Source organism: Formosa sediminum, assembly GCF_007197735.1.
GTDB lineage: Bacteria > Bacteroidota > Bacteroidia > Flavobacteriales > Flavobacteriaceae > Formosa > Formosa sediminum.
Map to the genome: position 1 here is coordinate 1,617,574 of NZ_CP041637.1, position 22,758 is coordinate 1,640,331.

Genomic DNA, 22,758 nt, shown 5'->3' on the forward strand with positions numbered 1-22,758 from the left:
AACAAAGATAAAATATTTACTTTCGTTATCATGAAATTATTACGTTATGTCTTTTTTCCTGTAATGCCTCTGTATTATGGTATTACTTGGTTGCGAAATAAGCTATATGATGTGGGTATTTTACAATCTACTTCGTATAATTTTCCAGTAATTTGTGTTGGAAATTTAAGTGTTGGTGGTACTGGAAAAACTCCAATGATTGAGTATTTAATTAGGTTGTTAAAAGACGAGTTTACTGTTGCTACATTAAGTCGTGGTTATAAACGTTCGAGTGAGGGGTTTCAGTTAGGACAAGATGGCGTTACAGCTGCCATTTTAGGAGATGAACCTTTTCAGTTTTACTCTAAATTTAAGACGGAAATAGCAGTTGCTGTTGATGCTAATAGAAGAGCAGGTATACATCAATTAATGCAGTTGCAACCCAAGCCAGGTGTGGTATTATTAGATGATGCTTACCAACACCGAAAAGTAAATGCAGGATTTAACATTTTACTAACAACCTATTCTAATTTATACAGTTCAGATATTGTTTTGCCAACGGGGAATTTACGTGAGCCTAGAAGTGGTTCTAAGCGTGCGCAAACCATTGTAGTTACTAAATGTCCAGAATCTTTATCTGATTTAGAAAAGCAAAACATTATTAAAGCCTTAAATCCAGAACCGCATCAGCAAGTGTTTTTTAGTAGAATAAAGTATGCCGATTATGTAGTGTCTAAACGGACAACTATACCATTAGAGCAGGTGCCAAAATTTACGTTAGTAACAGGAATTGCTAATCCTAAACCTTTAATTTATTTCTTAAAAACTCAAGGATTAGATTTTGAGCATCTGAATTTTAAAGATCATCATGATTTTACTCCAGATGAATTAGAGATATTTAAACAAAAGCCATTCATTATAACTACAGAAAAGGATTTTATGAGGCTAAGGCAGTATGAGTATTTAAACAACACATTGTTTTATTTAAGTATCGAGGCTGTTATAGATAATGCTGCCGAATTTAATAGAAAGGTGACTTCTTTTGTAAAAGCGTATAAAGATTAATATTTAATTTTAAGCATCTTTATTACCTATTACTGCATTAAATAATTTCTTCTCAAATTCTTCTTGTTTAAAAGGTTTAGAAATTATATCGTCAAATCCTGCTTCTTCAAATTCTTGCATTTTATCTTCAATAGTAACTGCAGTTAGGGCAAAGATATTAAGTTCTCTATCAAATGTTCTAATAATTTTTGTGGCTTCAATACCACTTATTCCTGGCATATGTATATCCATTAAAACAACATCGTAATGATTGTTTTTAACCATGTCTACAGCTTCTTCACCGTTATCTACAATGTCGCAATTAAGCTTCATTTTGGTTAAAATTTTATTGGTAATCATCTGATTAATTTTGTTGTCTTCTACCACAAGCACTTTAATATTACTTAATTCTTTTTCGGTAACATCTTTAAAGTAGTTTTTATTTTGCTCTGTAGGGACTTCTTCGGTAGTGTGTTTTAAAGGTATCTCAAAAAAGAATGTAGTTCCTTTGTTAAGTTCACTTTTTAAATAAATTTTTCCTTTTAAAATATCTATTAGTCCTTTTACAATGGATAATCCAAGACCTGTGCCTCCATACTTTCTGTTAATTTGTATTGAACCTTGCGAGAAACTTTCAAACATATGTTTTTGTTTTTCTGGCGTTATACCAATACCATTATCTTCAACTTCAAACTTTAGGTTAAAGATATCTCCTTCTTCATTTATTTTAATAACCCGTACCCATATATCTCCATCTTTTGTGAACTTAATTGAATTTCCAATTAAATTAATTAAGATTTGAGAAAGTTTAATTTGATCGGCTTTAAAATGTAGTGGAATATTAGTGTCGTATTCAAAATGAATTTCCACACCATTATCTATAGCTGAATTTTTTAGAGCAGAAATTACATCGGATATTTTCTTTCTTAAATCAAATACTTCATATTCAATATCTACTTTATTAGCTTCAATTTTATTAATTTGAAGGATGTCGTTTATAAATGTTAATAGGTAGTCGCCAGAAAATTTTAAAGATTTTAAGTGCTGGATTTGACTGGGTTTGGGATTCTCGTCTAATAACATGTTAGTTAAACCTGTTACGGCATATAACGGTGTTCTAAGTTCGTGTGTTACTGTAGATAAAAAGTTTGCCTTAGTTTTAGAGGCTAATTCTGCTTTTTCTTTAGCAAGTATTAGTTCTGCATTCTTTTTATGTAACATATTGTTGGTTTTTAACCTAATGTTATTGTTTTTATAAAGCGATAAGGTTAATAACGATAATATGGTAATTAAGGCAATACTTAAAATAGTGGCTAGTTTGTTTAAACTTTTATCCACTTTAAGTTTTTCTAGATCGGCTTCCTTTTCTTTTTGAAATTCTGTTTGATTATCTAGTATAAATTTTGCTCTTTTTTCTGGTGAAAGGTTTTTGTGCTTTAAAGCCGTTAAAGATTTAGAGAGTATAATGTGTTTTTTTAAATATTGTGAGGATAATTGAAAGTTTCCAATTTTCTCATTTAATTCTCCCAATATAAAATACCCCTGACTTAAAACATCTATAAAATTATTGGTTTCGGCAATTTGTATGCCTTGATTTCCTAATTTAAGCGCCTCTTCGTTTTCGTTTAGATAATAATAAACCTTAGCTTGATTGATTAAGGCACTACTTTTAATTTTTTTTAAATCGTAACGTTGGGTTAGCGCTAAAGATTTGTTTAATCGCTCTCTTGCTTTCCTGTATTGTTTAGTTTCTATATAGGCTTCGCCCTGTTTTAGAAGGACTTCTGCCTCAAATTCAGATAACTCTTCTTGTTCGAATAAAGATAATGATGCCGTGTAATAAGTTAATGCTTGGTCGTATTCTTTTAAAGCCATATACACATTCCCAAGTGTTTTGTAGGTTTCAGCAATATTTATATTGTCTTTAGCGAAACGTTGTACTTCAACGGCTTTGGTTAATGTTTTTAGAGCTTCATCGTATTCGTCTATGATATATTCTAATTTTCCGATTTTGGAATATATCAGTCCAATATTTTTTTTATTATCAAGTTCTTCTGCTAATTTTAAAGCTTCTTCTAGCTTTTTTTTAGCAGGGTAATAATTGTTATTATCTAAGTCGTATTGCGCTTGAGTAATGCGGTAATCAATCGTGTTTTGTATGGTTTCAGGATCATTACTTACAGTGTCTTGTGCACTTGCATTAAAACTTAAATTTAGTAAAAAGAAAACACCTATTATGATGTATTTAATGTTAGCCATATAACAGTTCGATTAACGAGTAAATGAAATTTTATTCGCTAAAAGTAACTATTTTTCCGATAACTTACTTATTAAATCTATAATTCTACTTGAATATCCAGTTTCGTTATCATACCATCCAATAATTTTAACCATATTTCCTATAACGGAAGTCATTTGAGCGTCAAAAATACAGGAGTGTGGATTGCCCACTATATCTATAGAAACTATTGGGGCTTCTGTGTATTCTAGGATAGATCGTAAATGTGTTTGTGATGCAGTTTTAAACGCGTTATTTACATCTGTAATAGTAGCTGTTTTTTTTATATTAAAGGTAATATCAGTTAGCGATCCATTAGCAACAGGAACACGAATACCACAACCTCCAATTACATTTGATAATGTAGGGAAAATTCTTGTTAATGCCTTTGCTGCACCCGTTGTTGTTGGCACAATAGATTGTCCAGCGGCACGCGCTCGTCTTAAATCACGATGCGGCTGATCGTGCAAACTCTGGTCTGTAGTGTAGGAGTGTACAGTTGTAATATAAGCTTGGTTAATACCAAATTGCTCATTTATTACAGACATCATTGGTGCGGCATTGTTGGTAGTGCAAGAAGCATTAGAGATGATTTTTTCGGTACCATCTATTAAATGGTCATTAACCCCTAATACTATGGTTTTAATATCATCTTCTAGTGCAGGAACACTTAAAATTACTCTTTTTGCTCCATTATTGATATGATTTTGCAGCTCTGATTTTAGTTTAAATTTCCCTGTAGACTCAATTACAAAGTCTACATTATATGGCTGCCAATTAATCGATTTTGGATGTGTTTCATTTAAAAGAGGAATACAATAATCGTTAACAATAATATTATTTTCTTGGTGCGAAATTGACTGATTGGACACACCATGTATACTATCGTATTTTAATAAATGACTTAACGTATAAGCATCTGCTAAATCATTAATAGCAACCACTTGAATGTTAGGGTTTTGTTGTAGTAATCTAAATACCCGACGTCCAATACGTCCAAAACCATTTATGGCAACATTAATCATTAGTTAATGTGTTTCTGAGCTTTGTAAGAAGAACGTACTAAAGAGCTACTTTCTACATGTCTAAAGCCTAAGTCTAAACCAATCTCTCTATATTCTGCAAATTGATCAGGAGTAATAAACTGTTGTACAGGCAAGTGTTTTTTACTTGGTTGTAAATATTGTCCTATAGTAACAACATCTACATCATTGGCTTTTAAATCGTGAAGGGTTTCAATTACTTCTTCTCGCTTTTCACCAAGACCCAACATAATACCAGATTTAGTACGACGTTGTCCTTGAGATTTTAAATATTTTAAAACACCTAAACTACGGTCGTATTTTGCTTGTATACGTACATCTCGAGTAAGGCGTCTAACTGTTTCAATATTGTGAGAAACAACTTCTGGAGCAACATCAATAATGCGGTCTATATGTTGTTCTACACCTTGAAAATCAGGGATAAGAGTTTCTAAAGTTGTTTCAGGATTCATGCGTCTCACAGCTTTTACTGTTTCAGCCCACATTATGCTTCCCATATCTTTTAAATCGTCTCGATCTACACTTGTAAGTACAGCGTGTTTAATTTTCATTAATTTTATAGATCGAGCTACTTTTTCTGGTTCATCCCAATCTACAGTTTCAGGTCTACCGGTTTTTACACCACAAAATCCGCAAGAACGTGTACACACATTTCCTAAAATCATAAATGTAGCTGTACCTTCTCCCCAACATTCTCCCATATTTGGGCAACTACCAGAGGTGCAAATGGTGTTTAAACTGTATTTATCTACAAGACTTCTAAGCTCTGTATATTTTTTTCCTGTTGGTAATTTAACACGTAACCATTTTGGTTTTGGTTGACGAGCAGGTAGAATGTTTGAATCAGTTTCTGTATTCATGGATTTTCTCTTTTCGATAGGCAAAGATACAAAGTAAAAAATTAAAAATGTGATATAAGCAATAAGGATGATAGATCTAGAATTCTAAAATAGATTAGATCTCTAAATAAGTAGGTGCGTCACTTAATATTTACAACCTTATTGATTTTGAATAATTTCGGCAAGTAACTTTTTTGCACGGAGTAATTTTACTTTTACACTATTTACAGGCTCATTAAGTTCTATTGAAATTTCTTTGTAGGATAACTCTTGAAAATAACGTAAATTAATGACTTCTTGATAGTGTGGTTTTAGTTTTTTTATGTCTCTTAATAGCTTTGCTAAATTTTGATCTGTAATAATTTTGTCTTCTGCCGATGGTGTTTCGTCTAAAACTTGGTTAATCGTGTTTACATCTTCGTTAGATATTTGTCTTGAAATAGAACTCCTTTCTTTACGGAGTAAATCAATATGAAGATTTTTAGAGATAGTTATTAGCCATGTCTTAAATACAAACTCTTCATTATACGTATCTATTTTATCAAAAGCTCTAGAGAAGGTTTGTATGGTGATATCTTCGGCATCATTTTCGTTACCGATACGTTTTAGCTGAAATCCATATACATCATCCCAATAGGTGTGAAGCAAAAAATTAAATGCTTTCTGATCGTTTGCTTTAGCTTTATGTATCGCGTTTTTTATTTCCAAGTACGGGGTTTAGATATCTTATTGGATATAAAGATAACCAATTGAGTTAGAATAATGAAAATTTCTAATATAGGAATTAGCCCAACTAAATCAGATTCATTTAGTTTTTTAGCTGTTTTTCCTATCACAATCCATTGTATTAAAATGCGTAAAGATATTAAGCAAGTAACAATTTCCCAATGGTATAGAGAGGAGATTAATAGACTTCCAACCACCCAAAACAGGAGTTGCGATAGGTAAAACAAGCCTAATAAAAATTGATGGCTTGTTTTATAATATTTAGCACTGGATATGTGTCTGCGTTTTTGCTTTAACCAAGTTGCTAATGTTTTTTTAGGAACAGATACTGTGAAACTTTCAGGAGAGAAACATAAGGCCGTATTTTTACTTGTGGCCATTTGGTTAACAAATAAATCGTCGTCTCCAGAACGTACATTCATGTGATTTATAAATCCATTAGCTTCAAAAAACAATGTTTTAGTGTAGGCTAAGTTTCTACCAACGCCCATATAAGGAATGCCTAACTTAGCATAAGAAAAATATTGAGAAGCTGTAAAAACAGTTTCAAACCTAATTAATTTATTAAGCAGTGAATTTTTTACTTTAGAATAGCCTCCATACCCCAACACTATAGATTTGTCTGTTTGGAACGCTGCTGTCATTTCAGAAATCCAAGTTTTAGACACAGGTTTACAATCAGCATCTATAAATAATAAATGATTGTGCGTTGCAGCTTTTATCCCTAAGGTTAATGCGTATTTTTTGTTTGCCCAAAAGGCTTCTGTATTTTTAACATCAACAATTTTAATACAATCGTGTTGTTCTGCAAAATCTTCAATAACGCTTAAGGTCTCGTCTCCAGACGCATCGTTAATTAAAACAATCTGGAAATTTGGGTAATTTTGTTCTATAATTGAAGGCAAAAATTGTTTTAAATTTTCTTCTTCATTTTTAGCGCAGACAATTACCGATACCGGAATGTTTTGCTCTGGTAATGGTTGGGGTTTTAAAAACGCAAAGGTTCTAAGAAAAACTAAATAATAAAATAACTGAATAAAGACAATTGCTACAAAACTGTAGAAAATGATGTCAAGTATAAGCATGCGTAGACTTAAGAGTGTTGAGGTTCGCTACAATCTTTATATTGATCTGGGGTTTTACCGCAAAATCCGCAAGATTCACCAGATTTATTTAAGGCAGGGTTTTGGCTAGCACAAGTACCAGCAAATTTCCCGTCTTTTTTTGCCCAAATCTTTATGGCAATTCCAGCAATTCCCACTCCTAATAAAGCTAATGTTAAAAGAAATAATTTCATAATTGAGTGTTTAAGCAATAGGAAATACCTATTGTAGATATTGCAAAGGTACTATAATTTAGGAAAAGAGTAAAAAACTAAGCCTCACTTTTTATAGATAAAGTGAGGCTTAAAATAAAGATGATAAGGTTTGATTTACTCTCTGCTTTTTAAAGAAATTTCTGCTACAGAATTTTCTAAAGATGCGCTAGTATTTCCTCCTTTAGGTTCAATGGTAATGTTTAAACCTAATGCGTTTTCAGTATAAGGTATAGATTTTAATTCTTTATCTGTTTCATCTAGAATTCCTAAATTAATCATTTTACCGTTTAATTCCGCCCAAATCTGGTAACATTGTTCTTGCGGTAATTCCGGTAAAGACACCACATCTATCATAGATGTTTTTTCCTTAGGATTTATGTAAGCAACTGTTTTTAATTTTTTTGCTCTATTGTTTCCTTTAATAATATATTTTTGAGTTTCTGGATTATTTAATTGTTTAAATTGAGACATCACTTCGTCAAGTCTGTTGTTGTTTTGCTCAATGTCGCTTCTTAAATCAAAAATTTCATCAACAATAACTTGATTTTCTCTTTTTAAATCTAAATTTTTAGAAAAAAAGATAAACGATGCACAAGCAAACAATATCGCTACTGCACTAGCAGCGATAGAAAATCTAAACCATAGTTTATGAGTATTGTTTTCTTGCTGTAATTTAATTACTGGTGTTTCTTTATCTAACTCTAACAATACATTATTTAATACAGATGTTGGTGCTTCAACAGCATGGTATTTAGACATGATTTCTAAATTGTGCTGTAGTGTATTATATGCGTGTTCTACCTCTGGAAATTTAGAGATATAGTTTTCAACTAATTCTGTTTCTTTAGGTGTTGTATCGCCTTCAATATATTTCCCTAATAGATCAGAATTTAAAAATGTATATATTTTATCATTCATGATTAGAATTTTATTCTGGATCGTAAATTTTTTTTAATTCGCGAAGTCCTATTTTTAATCTCGATTTTATGGTTCCTAGCGGAATGTCTAATTCATCGCTAGCTTCCTGCTGTGTCATGCCTTCAAAGAAGAGTGCATTAAGTACTATTTGGTACTTTGGATCTAAAGACCTAAGGTGCTTTTGTATGTCCATGACATCTTGATTTAAACCTTTAGCCGATATTCTATATACGTTAGAATCTTCTATTTGGACTTCTTTATTTTCTTTATTAGTTAGCGATCTTACTTTATCTATAGCTGTGTTATAGGCAATTCGGTATAGCCAAGTAAATAATTTGGCTTTACTAGGGTCGTAAGATTTAGATTTTTTCCAAACTTTAATAAAGCTTTCTTGTAATACGTCTTCGGCTAAATCTTCATTTGTAATCACTTTAGAGATAACACCTAAAAGCGAGTTAGCATAATGCTTATATAATAGAGTGAGTGCTTTTTTATCTCCACGTTTTAAAAGCCCAACAATTTCCTGTTCAATAGGTGTAATCAAGTTATTGCGATTTAGTTAGTTTGATCTCAGTAGGTTGTGTGGTCAAAGTTATGCAATTAATTGATAATTATAATATATTAACTTCAGATTCAATCATAATATTGAATATTCTTTGTATTGTAGTTTGAATTATTCCAGAAAATTTTAATATTTCTTCACCAGATGCACCTCCATAATTAACTAACACTAAAGCCTGATTTTTATGAACCCCATAATTGCCAAGGCGTTTTCCTTTAAATCCAGCTTTTTCAATTAACCAACCTGCAGGTATTTTTACTTGTGTTTCTGAAACGGTATAACTAGGTACGTCTGGAAACTGATTTAAAATTTGAAGATATTTAGACTTATCTACTATAGGATTTTTAAAAAAACTACCACTGTTTCCAATCTTTTTAGGGTCTGGGAGCTTGCTTTGTCTTATTGCAATAATAGCTTGTGATACATCTTGAATGGTAGGTGTTTTAATGTGTTTGCTTTCTAACTCTGCTATAATTGCACCGTAATTTGTATGTAGAGTATGGTTTTGAGTTGTGAGTTTAAAAGTTACAGATGTTATTATAAATTGCCCCTTCATGCCTTGTTTAAAAACAGAGTTTCTATAGCCAAAAGCACAATCGGTCTTACTAAAAGTGGTTAGGGTTTTGGTGTTTATATTTAGAGCTTCACAAGATTTAAAAACATCTTTTAACTCTACGCCATATGCACCTATATTTTGAATTGGTGAGGTTCCTACATTTCCTGGAATTAACGATAAATTCTCGAGACCTCCATAATTGTGCTGTAATGTCCATTGTACAAATTCATGCCAGTTTTCTCCAGCATTAGCCTTTATTAAAACAGTATCTTCTGTTTTGGAAATAATTGAGATACCTTTAATTTGTACAAGTATAACTAAAGCATCTACATCTTTAGTTAATAAAATATTGCTTCCGCCACCTAGAATCAATTTTTCAGGATAGTCTTCTAGATTTAAAACATCTTTTAAATCTTTTAAAGAAGATGTAATTACAAAATGTTTTGCAATTACATCTATCCCAAATGTATTAAAAGGTTTTAAAGATACATTATGTTGTATATTCACTAGTCTTTATAAACTTTTAATGCTTCATTTAATAAATGAACAGCTTTAATTAAACTTTCTTTATTTAGTACATAAGCAATTCTAATTTGATTTAAACCAACACTAGGTGTTGAGTAAAATCCTGCTGCAGGTGCAACCATTACGGTTTCATTATTTATATCGAATTCTTCTAATAACCATTGTGCAAATTTATCTGAATTTTTAACAGGTAATTCAACAATGCAATAAAAAGCACCTTTAGGTACACCTATTTTAACGCCATCAATTTTTCTTAATTCTGAAATTAATGTGTCTCTACGTCCTAAATATTCTGTTTTAACTTCGTCAAAATAAGTTTGTGGTGTATCTAAAGCTGCTTCACTAGCAATCTGAGCTAAGGTTGGAGGGCTTAATCTAGCCTGAGCAAATTTTAAAGCTGTTTTAATAACTGTTTTGTTTTTAGAAACCATGCAGCCAATTCGAGCACCACACATGCTGTAACGTTTAGATACAGAATCTATCATAATCGCATAGTCTTCTAAACCATCAATAGACATAATAGAATGATGTTGTACGCCATCGTAAGTAAATTCGCGATATACTTCATCTGCAATTAAAAATAAATCGTGTTTTTTTACCAATTCTGCTAACTGTAAAATTTCTTCTTTAGAATATAAATACCCTGTAGGGTTTCCTGGGTTACAAATTAAAATTGCTTTGGTCTTTTGCGTAATTAATTTTTCGAATTCAGAGATCGGAGGTAATGCAAAATTATCTTCAATTTTAGAAATAACTGGGACTACGTTTACCCCAGATGCTGTAGAGAACCCATTATAATTCGCATAAAAAGGCTCTGGAATAATAATTTCGTCGTCGGTATCCATAATGCTTCCAAATGTAAAAAGTAAAGCTTCACTTCCTCCAGTGGTAACAATAATATCGTCATGTTTAACTTCAATATTATTTTTATGGTAGTAGTCTGCAATCTTAGTTCTATATTGTTCAGAACCTTCAGAACGTGAGTATTCTATGGTAGTTAAGGTGTTGTTTTTAACTGCTTCTAAAGCAACTTCTGGAGTTTTAATATCGGGTTGCCCAATATTTAAATGATACACTTTTTTCCCTTCTTTATAAGCTTTCTCAGCGTAAGGAACCAATTTACGAATTGGGGATTCAGGCATGTTTTTGCCTTTGTTTGATATTTTTGGCATAGTATAAAATTTGTTATAGCAAAGTTGAGGAATTTTCTTTAATAGGTCTAATAATGATGTTATAAAATAAAAAGTGTAAGTTTATATGCTTGAATTTTATGAATCTATGAAAAAAATATGCTTTTTTTTGATATTTATGAGTTTTGGAGGTGCTTTTAGCTACTCTCAAACTGGATTTATACTTCAAAATGATAAAAAGTTTGATAAAATTCGGTTTAAACTCATTAATAATCTCATTGTAATTCCTGTTGAAATTAATGGCGCTTCTTTATCTTTTATTCTAGATACAGGAGTTTCTAAACCTATTGTTTTTAGTTTTTTAAAGGAAACAGATTCTCTACAAATTAATAATACAGAAGCTTATTTTTTACGCGGACTGGGAGAAGGAAAGTCTTTTGAAGCTTTAAAGTCTGAAAATAATATTTTTAGAATAGGTAATGCCATCAAATTTAACCAAGACATGTATGCCATACACGATGCAAATTTAAATTTTACGCCACAACTTGGTGTGCCTATACACGGACTTATAGGATTTGATTTATTTAAGGATTTTGTTGTGGAAATTAATTACGCTGCACGCTATATTAAGCTACACGATCCTTTATTTTATAAATCAAAGCAATGTAAAAGCTGCGAAACAATAAATCTAGAATTTTATAACAATAAACCATATTTAAATGCAGAGGTTAAAGTAAATAATGTTACCGTGCCTGTTAAGTTATTAATAGATTCTGGCGGTAGCGATGCACTTTGGCTTTTTGAAGATGACGATTTAGGGTTACATGCCAATGGCAAATACTTTACTGATTTTTTAGGACACGGATTAAGCGGAAGTGTGTATGGTAAACGTGCTAAAATTAATGAGATTCATATAAAATCATTTACATTAAAAGACGTGAATGTTTCTTATCCGGATTCTTTAGCAATTACAGTAGCAAAACAACTTAAAGAACGTAATGGAAGTATTGCCGGAAATGTTTTAAAACGATTTAATACTGTTTTTAATTATAAAAAAGCAGAAGTAATATTAAAAAAAAATAAGTTTTATAAAGAGGCTTTTAGTTATAATAAAAGCGGAATAGAATTAGAGTATCATGGGGATATTGTAGTAAAAGAAGAAATCTATACGGTAAATGATTACGCTAATAATGGTTCTAGGTCAGATTCCAATACATTAAGAGTTGGTTTAACTCCAAGTTATCATTATGTGTTAAAACCTGCTTTTGTAATTATCGAATTGAGAGAAAATTCTCCTGCGGCCCATGCAGGTTTATTAGTTGGAGATGTGATTTTAAATATAAATAATAAGGATACACATCGGTATACATTACAAGAAATAATGCATTTGTTTTATGGTAGAGAAAACGATGAGATTAAACTTATCATAGATAGAAATGGGATTATGTCTAAATTTAATTTTAATTTAAAGTCACCTTTATGATTAAATAGATGTTTTATGGAATTTAAATAAATTAAATCTGAATTTGATTAAAAAACAGATAAAATACTAGATGGATTATGCCTAATTAATTTTTATAGATAATTTAAAGAGTATTGTAATAGCGAGTTCTAAGTTAGAATGATATTTTTATTGCTAAAATATATAAAAATTAAACCCCTTGAGTAAATTGCTCAAGGGGTTTAATTTATTTTGAAAATAAAAATGAATTTTACATTACATATTATTTCGTTTTACTAGGGTCTATGACTTCTCCTTTAATTTTTAAAGCCACAGTTGGTGTGTCTGCATTAGATAAAACAGTAATAGTTTTTCTAATAGGCATTACACGATTTGTATCATATTTTACTGAAATTTCACCAGTTTCACCTGGCATAATTGGTGCATCAGGTTTTTTAGGTACAGTACAACCACAACTAGAGGTTACTTTTGAAACAATAAGAGGTGCATCTCCAGTATTAGTAAATTCAAATACACGCACACCATTGGCGCCTTTCTCAATAGTTCCGTAGTCAATTGTATCAGATTTAAACTCAATTTTAGCAATTTTGTCTTGTGCCTGAATTGAGAAACTTATTAATCCAATAAATAAAATAGTAATAAGTTGTTTCATAATATTGTATTTTAATATTTATTGTAAACGTAAATACTTTTTAGTCATTATGCAAAATTATTAGATGTAATGAAATTGTATTAACATTATATTAAGGTTTGCTATCTATAAACACACAATATAATTTCACATCAAAAGAATAATAAGTACTTTTGCAACTTATATTCAAAAACTATTCCAAAGTGTTCAGAACTAACTCTAAATAATGATAACATTAGTAATCTATTTTTAGTTATGTTTTTCCACTTTAAGCAATATTAAGATTCAAAATTATGCCGATGGATATTCCTTCAAAATATGATGCTAATTCAGTAGAAAGCAAATGGTACGATTACTGGATGAAACATAATTATTTTCATTCAACACCAGACGATAGAGAACCGTATACTATAGTTATTCCTCCACCAAATGTTACAGGTGTATTGCATATGGGGCATATGTTAAATAATACCATTCAAGATGTATTAGTACGCCGTGCACGTTTATTAGGTAAAAATGCATGTTGGGTTCCTGGTACAGATCATGCTTCTATTGCTACAGAAGCTAAAGTTGTTGCCAAGTTAAAAGAACAAGGTATTGATAAAAACGACCTTACTCGTGACGAATTCCTAGCACATGCTTGGGAGTGGACCGAAGAGTACGGTGGTGTTATTTTAGAACAACTTAAAAAGCTAGGATGTTCTTGCGATTGGGATAGAACCAAATTTACCATGGACGACGATATGTCTGAAGCTGTAATTAAAGTATTTGTAGACTTATTTAACAAAGGCCTAATTTACCGTGGTTACCGCATGGTTAATTGGGATCCAGAAGCGCAAACGACCTTGTCTGACGAAGAAGTTATTCATGAAGAACGTCAAGGGAACTTATACTATATCAACTATAAAATTGAAGGTAGCGACGATACGTTAACAATCGCAACAACACGTCCAGAAACTATTTTTGGAGATACAGCCATTTGTATTAACCCGAACGATGAGCGTTTTACACACTTAAAAGGAAAGAAAGCCATAGTGCCAATTTCTAATCGTGTCGTGCCAATTATAGAAGATGAATATGTGGATTTAGAATTCGGTACCGGATGTTTAAAAGTAACGCCAGCACACGATGAAAATGATAAAAATTTAGGAGACAAGCATAATTTAGAAGTGATTGATATCTTTAATGCGAATGCAACTTTAAATAGTTATGGATTGCAATTTGAAGGTCAGGATCGCTTTGAAGCTAGAAAAAATGTAGCTAAAGCATTAGACGCTTTAGGAATTTTAGAAAAAACTGAAGTTCACGTAAATAAAGTCGGAACGTCCGAGCGTACTAAAGCAGTTATAGAACCTCGTTTAAGTGACCAATGGTTCTTAAAAATGGAAGATTTAGTGAAGCCAGCAATAGAAGCGGTTTTAGGTGAAGATGCTGAAATTAAATTATTCCCTAAGAAGTTCGAAAACACCTACCGTCACTGGATGGAAAATATCCGCGATTGGAATATTTCGCGTCAGTTATTATGGGGACAACAAATTCCCGCCTATTTCTATAGCGATGGAAAAGACGATTTTGTAGTAGCCGAAACTATTGAAAAAGCTGTAGCCTTAGCACAAGAAAAAACAGGAAAAGCCGATTTAAAAGCTGAAGACTTAAAACAAGACACAGATGCTTTAGATACTTGGTTTTCGTCTTGGTTATGGCCAATGAGTGTTTTCGACGGGATTCGTAATCCTGAGAATGAAGAAATTAAGTATTACTACCCAACAAACGATTTAGTTACTGGTCCAGATATTTTATTTTTCTGGGTAGCTAGAATGATTATTGCAGGGTACGAGTATAAAGACGAAAAGCCATTTAATAATGTGTACTTAACGGGATTAGTTCGTGATAAGCAACGTCGTAAAATGAGTAAATCTTTAGGAAATTCACCAGATGCGCTTAAACTTATAGACGATTATAGTGCAGACGGTGTGCGTGTAGGATTACTTCTAAGTTCGGCGGCTGGAAACGATTTAATGTTCGATGAAGCGCTTTGCCAGCAAGGAAAAGGATTTGGTAACAAAATTTGGAATGCCTTCAATTTAACCAATTTATGGGAGGTTAGCGAAACAATTGAGCAGCCAGAATCTAGCAAAATAGCTTTAGACTGGTACGAAGCTAAATTTCAAGCGGCTTTAGTAGATATTGAAGATCACTTTAGTAAATACCGTTTAAGCGATGCTTTAATGAGTATTTATAAATTGATTTACGATGATTTCTGCGGATGGTTACTAGAGATTGTAAAACCAGCATATCAACAACCAATTGATGCTACCACGTATAATAGCGTTATGGCTCGTTTTGAAGATAACTTAAAAATTCTTCATCCGTTTATGCCATTTTTAACGGAAGATATTTGGCAATATATTGCTGAACGTACACCGGAAGAAGCATTAATCGTTGCTAAATGGCCAGAAGCTAAACCTATAAATAAAGATTTAATTGCTCAGTTTGAATTTGCTTCGGAAGTCATTTCTGGAATTAGAACCGTTCGTAAAGACAAAAATATTGCGTTTAAAGATACGATTGGTTTTTCTGTGATTAACAACGAAAAAGCGAATACTGCTTTTGATGCTGTAATCTCTAAATTAGGGAACTTGGAGGCTATCAACTACGTTACAGAACCTGTTGAAGGCGCATTAACATTCAGAGTAAAATCTAACGAGTATTTTATTCCTATGGAAGGCGCAATAGATGTTGAAGCTGAGATAAAGAAATTATCTGAAGAATTAAAATATACCGAAGGTTTCTTAAAGTCGGTACAAAAGAAATTATCTAACGAGCGTTTTGTAAATGGTGCGCCAGAACAAGTTATTGCCAACGAACGTAAAAAGGAAGCAGATGCTTTAGCGAAAATAGAAACGTTACAATCGAGTTTATCAAACTTAAAATAAAGCAGTGCTTTAAAATTAGTCTTAGAGTTTATAATAAAAATAGAAAACACCTCAACAGATAATGTTGAGGTGTTTTTTTTATGTTTAGAATTGTCGTCACTCTGAATTCATTTCGGAGTCACATTATTTATATAATAGGTGAAGTTGTTATTACTATCAAATTGTTATCCTTAACCCAAATAAGCCTCAAAATTCTAACTTCTTCAGCATCCCTTTCCAGCGTAATTTTCTTATAAATTCGCCTTGTTCTGGGGTCACTAAAGGTTCTATATTTTTATTCTTGGCCTTAAAATAACCAGACATATAATCGTTAAAAAGGGATATATTCTTTTTTTTAATAGCTAGTTTCAATGCAGAAATAGCTGTTATTGTGAAGCCATAACGTATTTTGTACATGGCTTCACCTTGCATATATTTAGAACTTTTATTGTAACTCGCACCCGTAGGTTTTAGGTGTTTTACATGCAACGATTCATCTGTAAGAATTTCCCAACCATTAAATTTCGCTAGTAATTCATCTATAGTGTCCCATCCCATCGCAGGTTTTAATTTCCCGATGTCTAAAAAGCATTGTTTTCGGTAAGCTTTTAAAGCGCCACGAATGTGATCTTTATTTGTTAAATCTTCTAAAACCCATTCACCATTTTTTTCAACATCACAAAAACCAGCAGACATACCTAATTTTGGATTTGCTTTAAAATGTTTAGCAATGATTTCTAAATAGTTTTCTGGGAAGATTAAATCGGCATCAAATTTACACATGATATTGTAATTCTCGTCTAATGTTTCTAGTCCTTTGTAAAAAGCGTTTATAATTTTTGATCCTGGTAAATGTTTGTTTGAAGATGTTACGTTTACAATAGAAATCCAAGAATGTTTTTTAATAAATGATTCTACAATGTTCTGTGTATTGTCAGAAGAGTGATCATTAACCACAACTAATTGTTTTGGTAATAATGTTTGCCTAGCTATAGATTCTAGAGTTGAGCCTATAGAATCGTCTTCGTTATGTGCAGGAATAACAATATAAAAATTCATATTTTAAACTTTAAGGCTGTTGTTTAGGCCTGTTTTATCTTACTTTGTTAGGGGCTATGCATACAGTATTTACACAGTGAAAACGCTTAAATAAAACGAAAACTTTTTTGTTGAATTAGTCTATTTATGACGTTTTTAATTTTTTATCTACTTATTTTAAATAACCAATTTAATTTCAAGCTTATAAAATTATGCTAATAATGGTCATCTATATCTCTGTGATTTCAATACGCTTCAGTAAATTTATTATTTAATAGAGATACTCGCAATTATGTATGTATATTAAATCGATAAAAAAATAATAAGTGTTCGAAAATTTCGAAAGCCGTAACCCCATCTGAAATAGAAGTTTTAAAGCAATAGTGTAAATATTCACTATTGAATATTACAGCTATGGTGTGCCATGACTTCGATATAAGGAGTAATAAAAGAATCTAAAAGATTAGATTTTTTTGTAAATGTGTAGTTTCAAAAATTCGATGCTATTTTTTATATCGCTTATGCGGAAAATGACTTTCATACATGATGTTATATTTCCGCATAAGCGGAATTTTTAATATTTGTAAACTATAGCATTAATGTGCATTCCTGCACCAACGCTTGCAAAAATAATAACATCGCCTGTGTTAAGGCTATGATTTTCTAATTTATTATGTCTAACAACATCTAACAAAGTGGGTACAGTAGCTACAGAACTGTTGCCAAGATTCCCGATAGTCATTGGCATAATATTCTGGGGTGTTTTCATTTTAAACAGGCGGTAAAAACGTTTTAAAATAGCATCGTCCATTTTTTCGTTAGCCTGATGAATAAACACTTTTTTAACTTCAGTAATATCTACACCACTAGCATCTAAACATGCTTTCATGGCTGCAGGTACATGGGTTAATGCAAATTCGTAAATTTTACGACCATCCATTTTTATATACTTGATTTTATCATCTAACTCTGTGTTAAAAGATTTGCCATAGGATAAATGAAAAGCATTATCAAGTGTATAGCTTTCTGTAATGTGAGATAATATTCCACCAGCATCTTCTGTAGCTTCAAGAATACAAGCACCTGCACCATCAGAAAAAATCATTGCATCACGATCGTGTTTGTCTACTACGCGTGATAAGGTTTCAGATCCAATAACTAAACAACGTTTAGCTATCCCCGCTTTTATAAAAGCTTGTGCTTGTATAACACCTTCAATCCACCCTGGGCATCCAAAAAGTAAGTCGTACGCTACACACTTAGGGTTTTTAATTTTAAGCTTATGCTTAACGCGTACAGCTAAACTTGGTAGCATATCGCTTTGTATACTACCAGATGGAATATCTCCAAAATTATGGGCAAAAATAATGTAATCTAAAGTTTCTGGATTAATATTGGCATTTGCGATTGCTTTTTCTGCAGAGAAAAAACCAATGTCCGAAGATGTAAATTCTTCTTTTACATAACGACGTTCAGAGATGCCTGTTATAGATTTAAATTTGTCAATTATGACAGTATTGTCATTTTCGAAAGGTGTTCCATCTGTATTGAGGAACGAATGTTTGAGAAAACTATCGTTTTTTTGAACAACTGAAGGTATGTAACTTCCTGTTCCTGTGATCTTTATGTTCATTAATAAAAAATTGCCTTTACAGCATGTTTTGTACCCATGAAGATACTGACAATTACTATAAAGGCAATGGATATTTAAGGCTATTTTACGATGTTCAAAAATCGTAAATAGATTATATATAACTTTCTATTGGTGCACATGTACACATTAAATTTCGGTCACCATAAGCGTCATCTACGCGTCGTACAGTTGGCCAGAATTTATTGTGGCGAACATAATCTAATGGGAAAGCAGCTGTTTCTCTAGAGTATGGAAACTCCCATGTGCTAGAAGTAAGCATTTCCATGGTATGTGGTGCATTTTTTAGCACATTATTAGGTTCGTCTTTAGAAGCAGCATCTATTTCTTTTTTAATTGAAATTAGGGCATCACAAAAACGATCCATTTCTTGTTTACTTTCACTTTCTGTAGGTTCAATCATTAAGGTTCCAGCTACAGGGAAAGATACTGTTGGTGCATGAAATCCATAATCCATTAAACGTTTTGCAATGTCTGTAACTTCAATACCATGGGCTTTAAAAGGTCTGCAATCTACAATCATTTCGTGGGCAGCACGTCCGCATTCTCCAGAATATAAGGTTTCGAAACTTCCTTGTAGACGACTTTTTATGTAGTTTGCATTTAATATTGCTGCTTTCGTAGAATCTGTTAAGCCTTGTGTACCCAACATTTTAATATACCCATAAGAGATCAAGCATACTAAAGACGACCCGAATGGTGCTGCTGAAACAGCTTTAATTGCTTTGTCTCCTCCTGTTTTAATAATTGGGTTTCCTGGTAAAAAAGGAACTAATTGTTCTGCTACGCAAATTGGTCCAACACCAGGGCCACCACCACCATGAGGTATTGCAAATGTTTTATGTAAGTTTAGGTGGCAAACGTCTGCTCCAATGTTTCCTGGATTTGTTAATCCTACTTGAGCATTCATGTTTGCACCGTCCATATAAACTTGTCCGCCGTTATCGTGAATAATAGTAGTGATTTCTTTAATGTCAGATTCGTAAACACCGTGAGTTGATGGGTATGTAACCATTAAACAAGCTAAATTTTCTTTATGTAATTCTGCTTTTTCACGTAAATCGTTTACATCTATATTGCCTTCTGCAGTCGATTTTGTAACTACCACTTTCATTCCAGCCATAACAGCACTTGCAGGATTTGTTCCGTGTGCAGAGGAAGGTATTAAACAAATATGTCTGTGTTCATCGCCTCTTGATTCGTGATATGCTTTAATAGTCATTAATCCAGCATATTCTCCTTGTGCACCAGAATTAGGTTGTAAAGAGGTTGCAGAAAAACCAGTGATTTCTGTTAATTGGTCTTCTAAGGCTTTTAAAACTGTTTGATAACCTTGTACTTGATCTAAAGGTGCAAAAGGATGAATGCTTCCCCAGTTAGGTGAACTTAAAGGGAGCATTTCTGAAGCTGCATTTAATTTCATAGTACAAGATCCTAAAGAAATCATAGAATGGTTTAATGATAAATCCTTACGTTCAAGCATTTTTATATATCGCATTAACTCAGTTTCTGAATGATGCGTATTGAAAACATCTGAAGTTAAAAATGTAGATGAACGTTTTAAATTATCACTAATATTATTGGCTTTAGCAAGCGTTTCTATAATAACAGGTTCGGCTTTAACAATTTCAGCAAATACTGTAATAATATCATTTAAATCTGAAATAGAAGTGGTTTCATTAATAGAAATTGTTACAGCATCTGCATGTGGGTAAAAGAAATTTATCTCTTTTGCTTCAGCGATAGCTTTAACTTTATCGGCATCGGCTTCAATATTTAATGTATCGAAAAAAGTATCGTTTTTTTGTTTAAATCCAATAGATTTTAAGGCATCAGCAAGGGCTGAAGCTTTATCGTGAATACTATTAGCTATAAACTCTAAACCTTTTGGTCCGTGATAAACAGCGTACATTCCAGCCATAACAGCTAATAAAACCTGAGCAGTACAAATGTTAGATGTTGCTTTATCTCGTTTAATATGTTGTTCACGTGTTTGTAAGGCCATACGTAAAGCACGGTTTCCGTCCATGTCTTTAGTTACACCAATAATACGTCCTGGAAGATCTCTTTTATAAGCTTCTTTAGTTGCAAAATATGCGGCGTGTGGGCCACCGTAACCCATAGGAATACCAAACCGTTGTGTAGTTCCTACAACAATATCTGCACCGAATTTTCCTGGTGCTTCAAGCTTAACTAAACTTAAAATATCTGCAGCCACGGCCACTTTAATATTAGCAGCATTAGCGATCTCTATAAATGTTTTAATATCACTAATTTTACCATCTTTACCTGGATACTGTAATAGAGCTCCAAAAAAGTCTGGAGTATAATCGAATGTTGTTTCATCTCCAATGACTAATTCAATACCAATTGGATTTGAACGACTTTGTAAAAGGGCTAAGGTTTGAGGTAAAACAGCTTCTGAAACGAAGAACTTATTAACACCATTTTTTTTCTGAGCACGGTCGCGAACAGCAAATAATAAACTCATTGCTTCTGCCGCAGCCGTACTTTCGTCTAATAAAGAGGCATTAGCAATTTCCATTCCTGTAAGATCTGTAATCATGGTTTGGAAATTTAATAACGCTTCTAAGCGTCCTTGAGCAATTTCTGCTTGGTAAGGTGTGTAAGCTGTATACCATCCTGGATTTTCAAGAATGTTACGTTGTATTACAGCAGGTAAAATAGTTGGGTGATAGCCTAAACCAATATAAGATTTGTATATTTTATTTTTACTAGATAACTCATGCATATGCGCTAAATACTCGTGCTCTGTCATTGGAGCATCTAAATTAAGAGGTTTTTGTAAGCGGATACCATCAGGTAGTGTTTCGTATATAAGTTGATCTAAACTATCTACGCCAATAGTTTTTAACATTTGATTTTGGTCCGCTTCTCTAGGACCAATATGACGCAATGAGAAAGCATTTGTATTCATAAAATATATTGTGTTTTGCGCCGCAAAAATACATAATTTACTAGGTAATTGTAGTACATTTTTTTAAAGTTTTTAGTAAAAGAACTATGTTAATTCTGGTTTCTTTATTTTTGTGGTATGATGGTGTTAAAAAAACTCTTTAAATTTTATCTCAATGCAAGTATTCATGTAGCATTATCTGTATTTGCTCTAGCTTGGATTACTTTAATAAAATACGATCTACCATTTGATAAAAATGTATTATTTTTTGTTTTTTTTGCATCAGTAATTGGATACAATTTTGTGAAATATTTTGGTCTAGCAAAGCAACATCGTAGAGCTATGGCAAGTTGGTTAAGAGTAATCGAGCTTTTCTCTCTCATGTGTTTTGTTTTAATGTGTTACTTTGCCTTTTTCTTAGAGCTAAATACCCTTTTATCAATTTTCGCATTTGGACTGGTAACTTTTATGTATGCCATACCGTTTTTACCCAAACGATTTTTTGTAGATAAGCATCATAATTTGCGTAGCATAAGTGGATTAAAAGTTTACTTAATTGGGGTAGTTTGGGCGGGTGTTACTGTTTTACTACCTCTGATTAATAAACATTACAAGCTAGACAATGAGGTGTTTTTAACAGCAATACAACGTTTTATTTTTATAATTGCTTTAATGTTACCTTTTGAGCTTCGAGATTTAAAATATGATAGTTTAAAATTAGGAACTATTCCTCAGAAAATAGGAGTAAATCGCACTAAAACTTTAGGCATAGTTTTAGCGCTTGTGTTTTTCTTTTTAGAATTTTTAAAACAACATATTATTGGTCACTATATTCTAATTCAGTTTATAGTTACTACACTTTTAATTTTATATACCCTAGGCTCAAGAGTGGAACAAAGCGATGTGTATACTGCGTTTTGGGTGGAAGGGCTTCCTATTGTGTGGTTATTATTAGAATTGGGTTTTAATACTTAATATCCTGTTTTTTTTAATTCTTGCTCTATACAGGTTTTCATCTCTGATTTAGATTTTTTATCTAAACACGCAATTTTAGATTTTTCAATGGCTTTAGTAAGTTTTTGATTATCTACAGAGTGTTTTCTACATACAGTACAGAATAAAATATGGATTCCAAATTTTATGCGTTCCCATAATGTCGACTCTTTATATTGTGCTTTATCACAAACATGTGAAGCTTCTTCGCACGACAAAAATATTTTACTCAT

General features: G+C 32.1%; 19 protein-coding genes. 4 read left to right on the top strand and 15 right to left on the bottom strand.

The window, feature by feature from the left end:
• Positions 1-30 precede the first annotated feature (30 nt).
• Positions 31-1,044 carry a tetraacyldisaccharide 4'-kinase gene (gene lpxK / locus FNB79_RS07065; RefSeq protein WP_143380649.1) on the top strand — a complete coding sequence of 338 codons (1,014 nt, stop codon included), beginning with the start codon at positions 31-33 and terminating at the stop codon, positions 1,042-1,044.
• 9 nt (positions 1,045-1,053) lie between these two features.
• On the opposite strand, the gene FNB79_RS07070 is transcribed toward lpxK, so the two are convergent.
• From FNB79_RS07070 to FNB79_RS07115, 10 genes are all read right to left on the bottom strand, one after another.
• Positions 1,054-3,282, bottom strand: coding sequence for a tetratricopeptide repeat-containing hybrid sensor histidine kinase/response regulator (locus FNB79_RS07070; RefSeq protein ID WP_143380650.1), 2,229 nt, complete (start codon positions 3,280-3,282; stop codon positions 1,054-1,056).
• Between the two features lie 48 nt (positions 3,283-3,330).
• Positions 3,331-4,326, bottom strand: a complete 996-nt coding sequence (gap, locus tag FNB79_RS07075) for a type I glyceraldehyde-3-phosphate dehydrogenase (protein WP_143380651.1) — start codon at positions 4,324-4,326, stop codon at positions 3,331-3,333.
• Complete coding sequence (gene lipA, locus FNB79_RS07080; RefSeq protein WP_143380652.1) at positions 4,326-5,204, bottom strand: lipoyl synthase; 879 nt, start codon at positions 5,202-5,204, stop codon at positions 4,326-4,328. The genes gap and lipA overlap by 1 nt, the downstream gene beginning before the upstream one ends.
• Positions 5,205-5,342: 138 nt before the next feature.
• Positions 5,343-5,891 (bottom strand): RNA polymerase sigma factor, encoded by a 549-nt coding sequence (locus FNB79_RS07085; RefSeq protein WP_143380653.1) that lies wholly within the window; start codon positions 5,889-5,891, stop codon positions 5,343-5,345.
• Positions 5,882-6,994 (bottom strand): glycosyltransferase, encoded by a 1,113-nt coding sequence (locus tag FNB79_RS07090; protein WP_185967854.1) that lies wholly within the window; start codon positions 6,992-6,994, stop codon positions 5,882-5,884. The genes FNB79_RS07085 and FNB79_RS07090 overlap by 10 nt, the downstream gene beginning before the upstream one ends.
• 8 nt (positions 6,995-7,002) lie before the next feature.
• Positions 7,003-7,206: a membrane or secreted protein gene (locus tag FNB79_RS07095; RefSeq protein WP_143380654.1), complete on the bottom strand. Its 204-nt coding sequence runs from the start codon at positions 7,204-7,206 to the stop codon at positions 7,003-7,005.
• A 135-nt stretch (positions 7,207-7,341) separates the two neighbouring features.
• Positions 7,342-8,145 carry an anti-sigma factor gene (locus FNB79_RS07100; RefSeq protein ID WP_143380655.1) on the bottom strand — a complete coding sequence of 268 codons (804 nt, stop codon included), beginning with the start codon at positions 8,143-8,145 and terminating at the stop codon, positions 7,342-7,344.
• A 10-nt stretch (positions 8,146-8,155) separates the two neighbouring features.
• Positions 8,156-8,689 carry an RNA polymerase sigma factor gene (locus FNB79_RS07105; protein WP_143380656.1) on the bottom strand — a complete coding sequence of 178 codons (534 nt, stop codon included), beginning with the start codon at positions 8,687-8,689 and terminating at the stop codon, positions 8,156-8,158.
• Positions 8,690-8,756: 67 nt separating this feature from the next.
• On the bottom strand, positions 8,757-9,770 hold the full coding sequence (murB, locus tag FNB79_RS07110; RefSeq protein ID WP_143380657.1) for a UDP-N-acetylmuramate dehydrogenase: 1,014 nt from the start codon (positions 9,768-9,770) through the stop codon (positions 8,757-8,759).
• Positions 9,770-10,960: a pyridoxal phosphate-dependent aminotransferase gene (locus FNB79_RS07115; protein WP_143380658.1), complete on the bottom strand. Its 1,191-nt coding sequence runs from the start codon at positions 10,958-10,960 to the stop codon at positions 9,770-9,772. The genes murB and FNB79_RS07115 overlap by 1 nt, the downstream gene beginning before the upstream one ends.
• Before the next feature lie 85 nt (positions 10,961-11,045).
• Here FNB79_RS07115 and FNB79_RS07120 point away from each other — a divergent pair, with 85 nt between their 5' ends.
• Complete coding sequence (locus tag FNB79_RS07120) at positions 11,046-12,401, top strand: aspartyl protease family protein (protein WP_246073344.1); 1,356 nt, start codon at positions 11,046-11,048, stop codon at positions 12,399-12,401.
• Positions 12,402-12,642: 241 nt separating this feature from the next.
• On the opposite strand, the gene FNB79_RS07125 is transcribed toward FNB79_RS07120, so the two are convergent.
• Positions 12,643-13,032, bottom strand: coding sequence for a DUF1573 domain-containing protein (locus FNB79_RS07125; RefSeq protein WP_143380659.1), 390 nt, complete (start codon positions 13,030-13,032; stop codon positions 12,643-12,645).
• A 278-nt stretch (positions 13,033-13,310) separates the two neighbouring features.
• Here FNB79_RS07125 and FNB79_RS07130 point away from each other — a divergent pair, with 278 nt between their 5' ends.
• Positions 13,311-15,947, top strand: coding sequence for a valine--tRNA ligase (locus tag FNB79_RS07130; RefSeq protein WP_143380660.1), 2,637 nt, complete (start codon positions 13,311-13,313; stop codon positions 15,945-15,947).
• A 186-nt stretch (positions 15,948-16,133) separates the two neighbouring features.
• On the opposite strand, the gene FNB79_RS07135 is transcribed toward FNB79_RS07130, so the two are convergent.
• The 3 genes from FNB79_RS07135 to gcvP all read right to left on the bottom strand — a co-directional run bounded on the left by FNB79_RS07135 (position 16,134) and on the right by gcvP (position 21,553).
• Positions 16,134-16,985 (bottom strand): glycosyltransferase, encoded by an 852-nt coding sequence (locus FNB79_RS07135; protein WP_143380661.1) that lies wholly within the window; start codon positions 16,983-16,985, stop codon positions 16,134-16,136.
• 553 nt (positions 16,986-17,538) lie between these two features.
• On the bottom strand, positions 17,539-18,597 hold the full coding sequence (locus tag FNB79_RS07140) for a 3-oxoacyl-ACP synthase III family protein (protein ID WP_143380662.1): 1,059 nt from the start codon (positions 18,595-18,597) through the stop codon (positions 17,539-17,541).
• Positions 18,598-18,709: 112 nt separating this feature from the next.
• Positions 18,710-21,553, bottom strand: a complete 2,844-nt coding sequence (gene gcvP / locus FNB79_RS07145; protein ID WP_143380663.1) for an aminomethyl-transferring glycine dehydrogenase — start codon at positions 21,551-21,553, stop codon at positions 18,710-18,712.
• 117 nt (positions 21,554-21,670) lie between these two features.
• Between gcvP and FNB79_RS07150 the strand changes: the two genes are divergently transcribed.
• Positions 21,671-22,507, top strand: coding sequence for a UbiA prenyltransferase family protein (locus FNB79_RS07150; protein WP_143380664.1), 837 nt, complete (start codon positions 21,671-21,673; stop codon positions 22,505-22,507).
• Here FNB79_RS07150 and FNB79_RS07155 read toward each other — a convergent pair.
• Positions 22,504-22,758 (bottom strand): hypothetical protein, encoded by a 255-nt coding sequence (locus FNB79_RS07155; RefSeq protein ID WP_143380665.1) that lies wholly within the window; start codon positions 22,756-22,758, stop codon positions 22,504-22,506. The two genes, FNB79_RS07150 and FNB79_RS07155, sit on opposite strands and share 4 nt — an antisense overlap.

Coding starts and splice junctions, on each gene's coding strand:
- lpxK (WP_143380649.1), top strand. CDS start 31: ATGAAATTATTACGTTATGTCTTTTTTCCTGTAATGCCTCTGTATTAT.
- FNB79_RS07070 (WP_143380650.1), bottom strand. CDS start 3,282: ATGGCTAACATTAAATACATCATAATAGGTGTTTTCTTTTTACTAAAT.
- gap (WP_143380651.1), bottom strand. CDS start 4,326: ATGATTAATGTTGCCATAAATGGTTTTGGACGTATTGGACGTCGGGTA.
- lipA (WP_143380652.1), bottom strand. CDS start 5,204: ATGAATACAGAAACTGATTCAAACATTCTACCTGCTCGTCAACCAAAA.
- FNB79_RS07090 (WP_185967854.1), bottom strand. CDS start 6,994: ATGCTTATACTTGACATCATTTTCTACAGTTTTGTAGCAATTGTCTTT.
- FNB79_RS07095 (WP_143380654.1), bottom strand. CDS start 7,206: ATGAAATTATTTCTTTTAACATTAGCTTTATTAGGAGTGGGAATTGCT.
- FNB79_RS07100 (WP_143380655.1), bottom strand. CDS start 8,145: ATGAATGATAAAATATATACATTTTTAAATTCTGATCTATTAGGGAAA.
- FNB79_RS07115 (WP_143380658.1), bottom strand. CDS start 10,960: ATGCCAAAAATATCAAACAAAGGCAAAAACATGCCTGAATCCCCAATT.
- FNB79_RS07120 (WP_246073344.1), top strand. CDS start 11,046: ATGCTTGAATTTTATGAATCTATGAAAAAAATATGCTTTTTTTTGATA.
- FNB79_RS07125 (WP_143380659.1), bottom strand. CDS start 13,032: ATGAAACAACTTATTACTATTTTATTTATTGGATTAATAAGTTTCTCA.
- FNB79_RS07130 (WP_143380660.1), top strand. CDS start 13,311: ATGGATATTCCTTCAAAATATGATGCTAATTCAGTAGAAAGCAAATGG.
- FNB79_RS07135 (WP_143380661.1), bottom strand. CDS start 16,985: ATGAATTTTTATATTGTTATTCCTGCACATAACGAAGACGATTCTATA.
- FNB79_RS07140 (WP_143380662.1), bottom strand. CDS start 18,597: ATGAACATAAAGATCACAGGAACAGGAAGTTACATACCTTCAGTTGTT.
- gcvP (WP_143380663.1), bottom strand. CDS start 21,553: ATGAATACAAATGCTTTCTCATTGCGTCATATTGGTCCTAGAGAAGCG.
- FNB79_RS07150 (WP_143380664.1), top strand. CDS start 21,671: ATGATGGTGTTAAAAAAACTCTTTAAATTTTATCTCAATGCAAGTATT.
- FNB79_RS07155 (WP_143380665.1), bottom strand. CDS start 22,758: ATGAGTAAAATATTTTTGTCGTGCGAAGAAGCTTCACATGTTTGTGAT.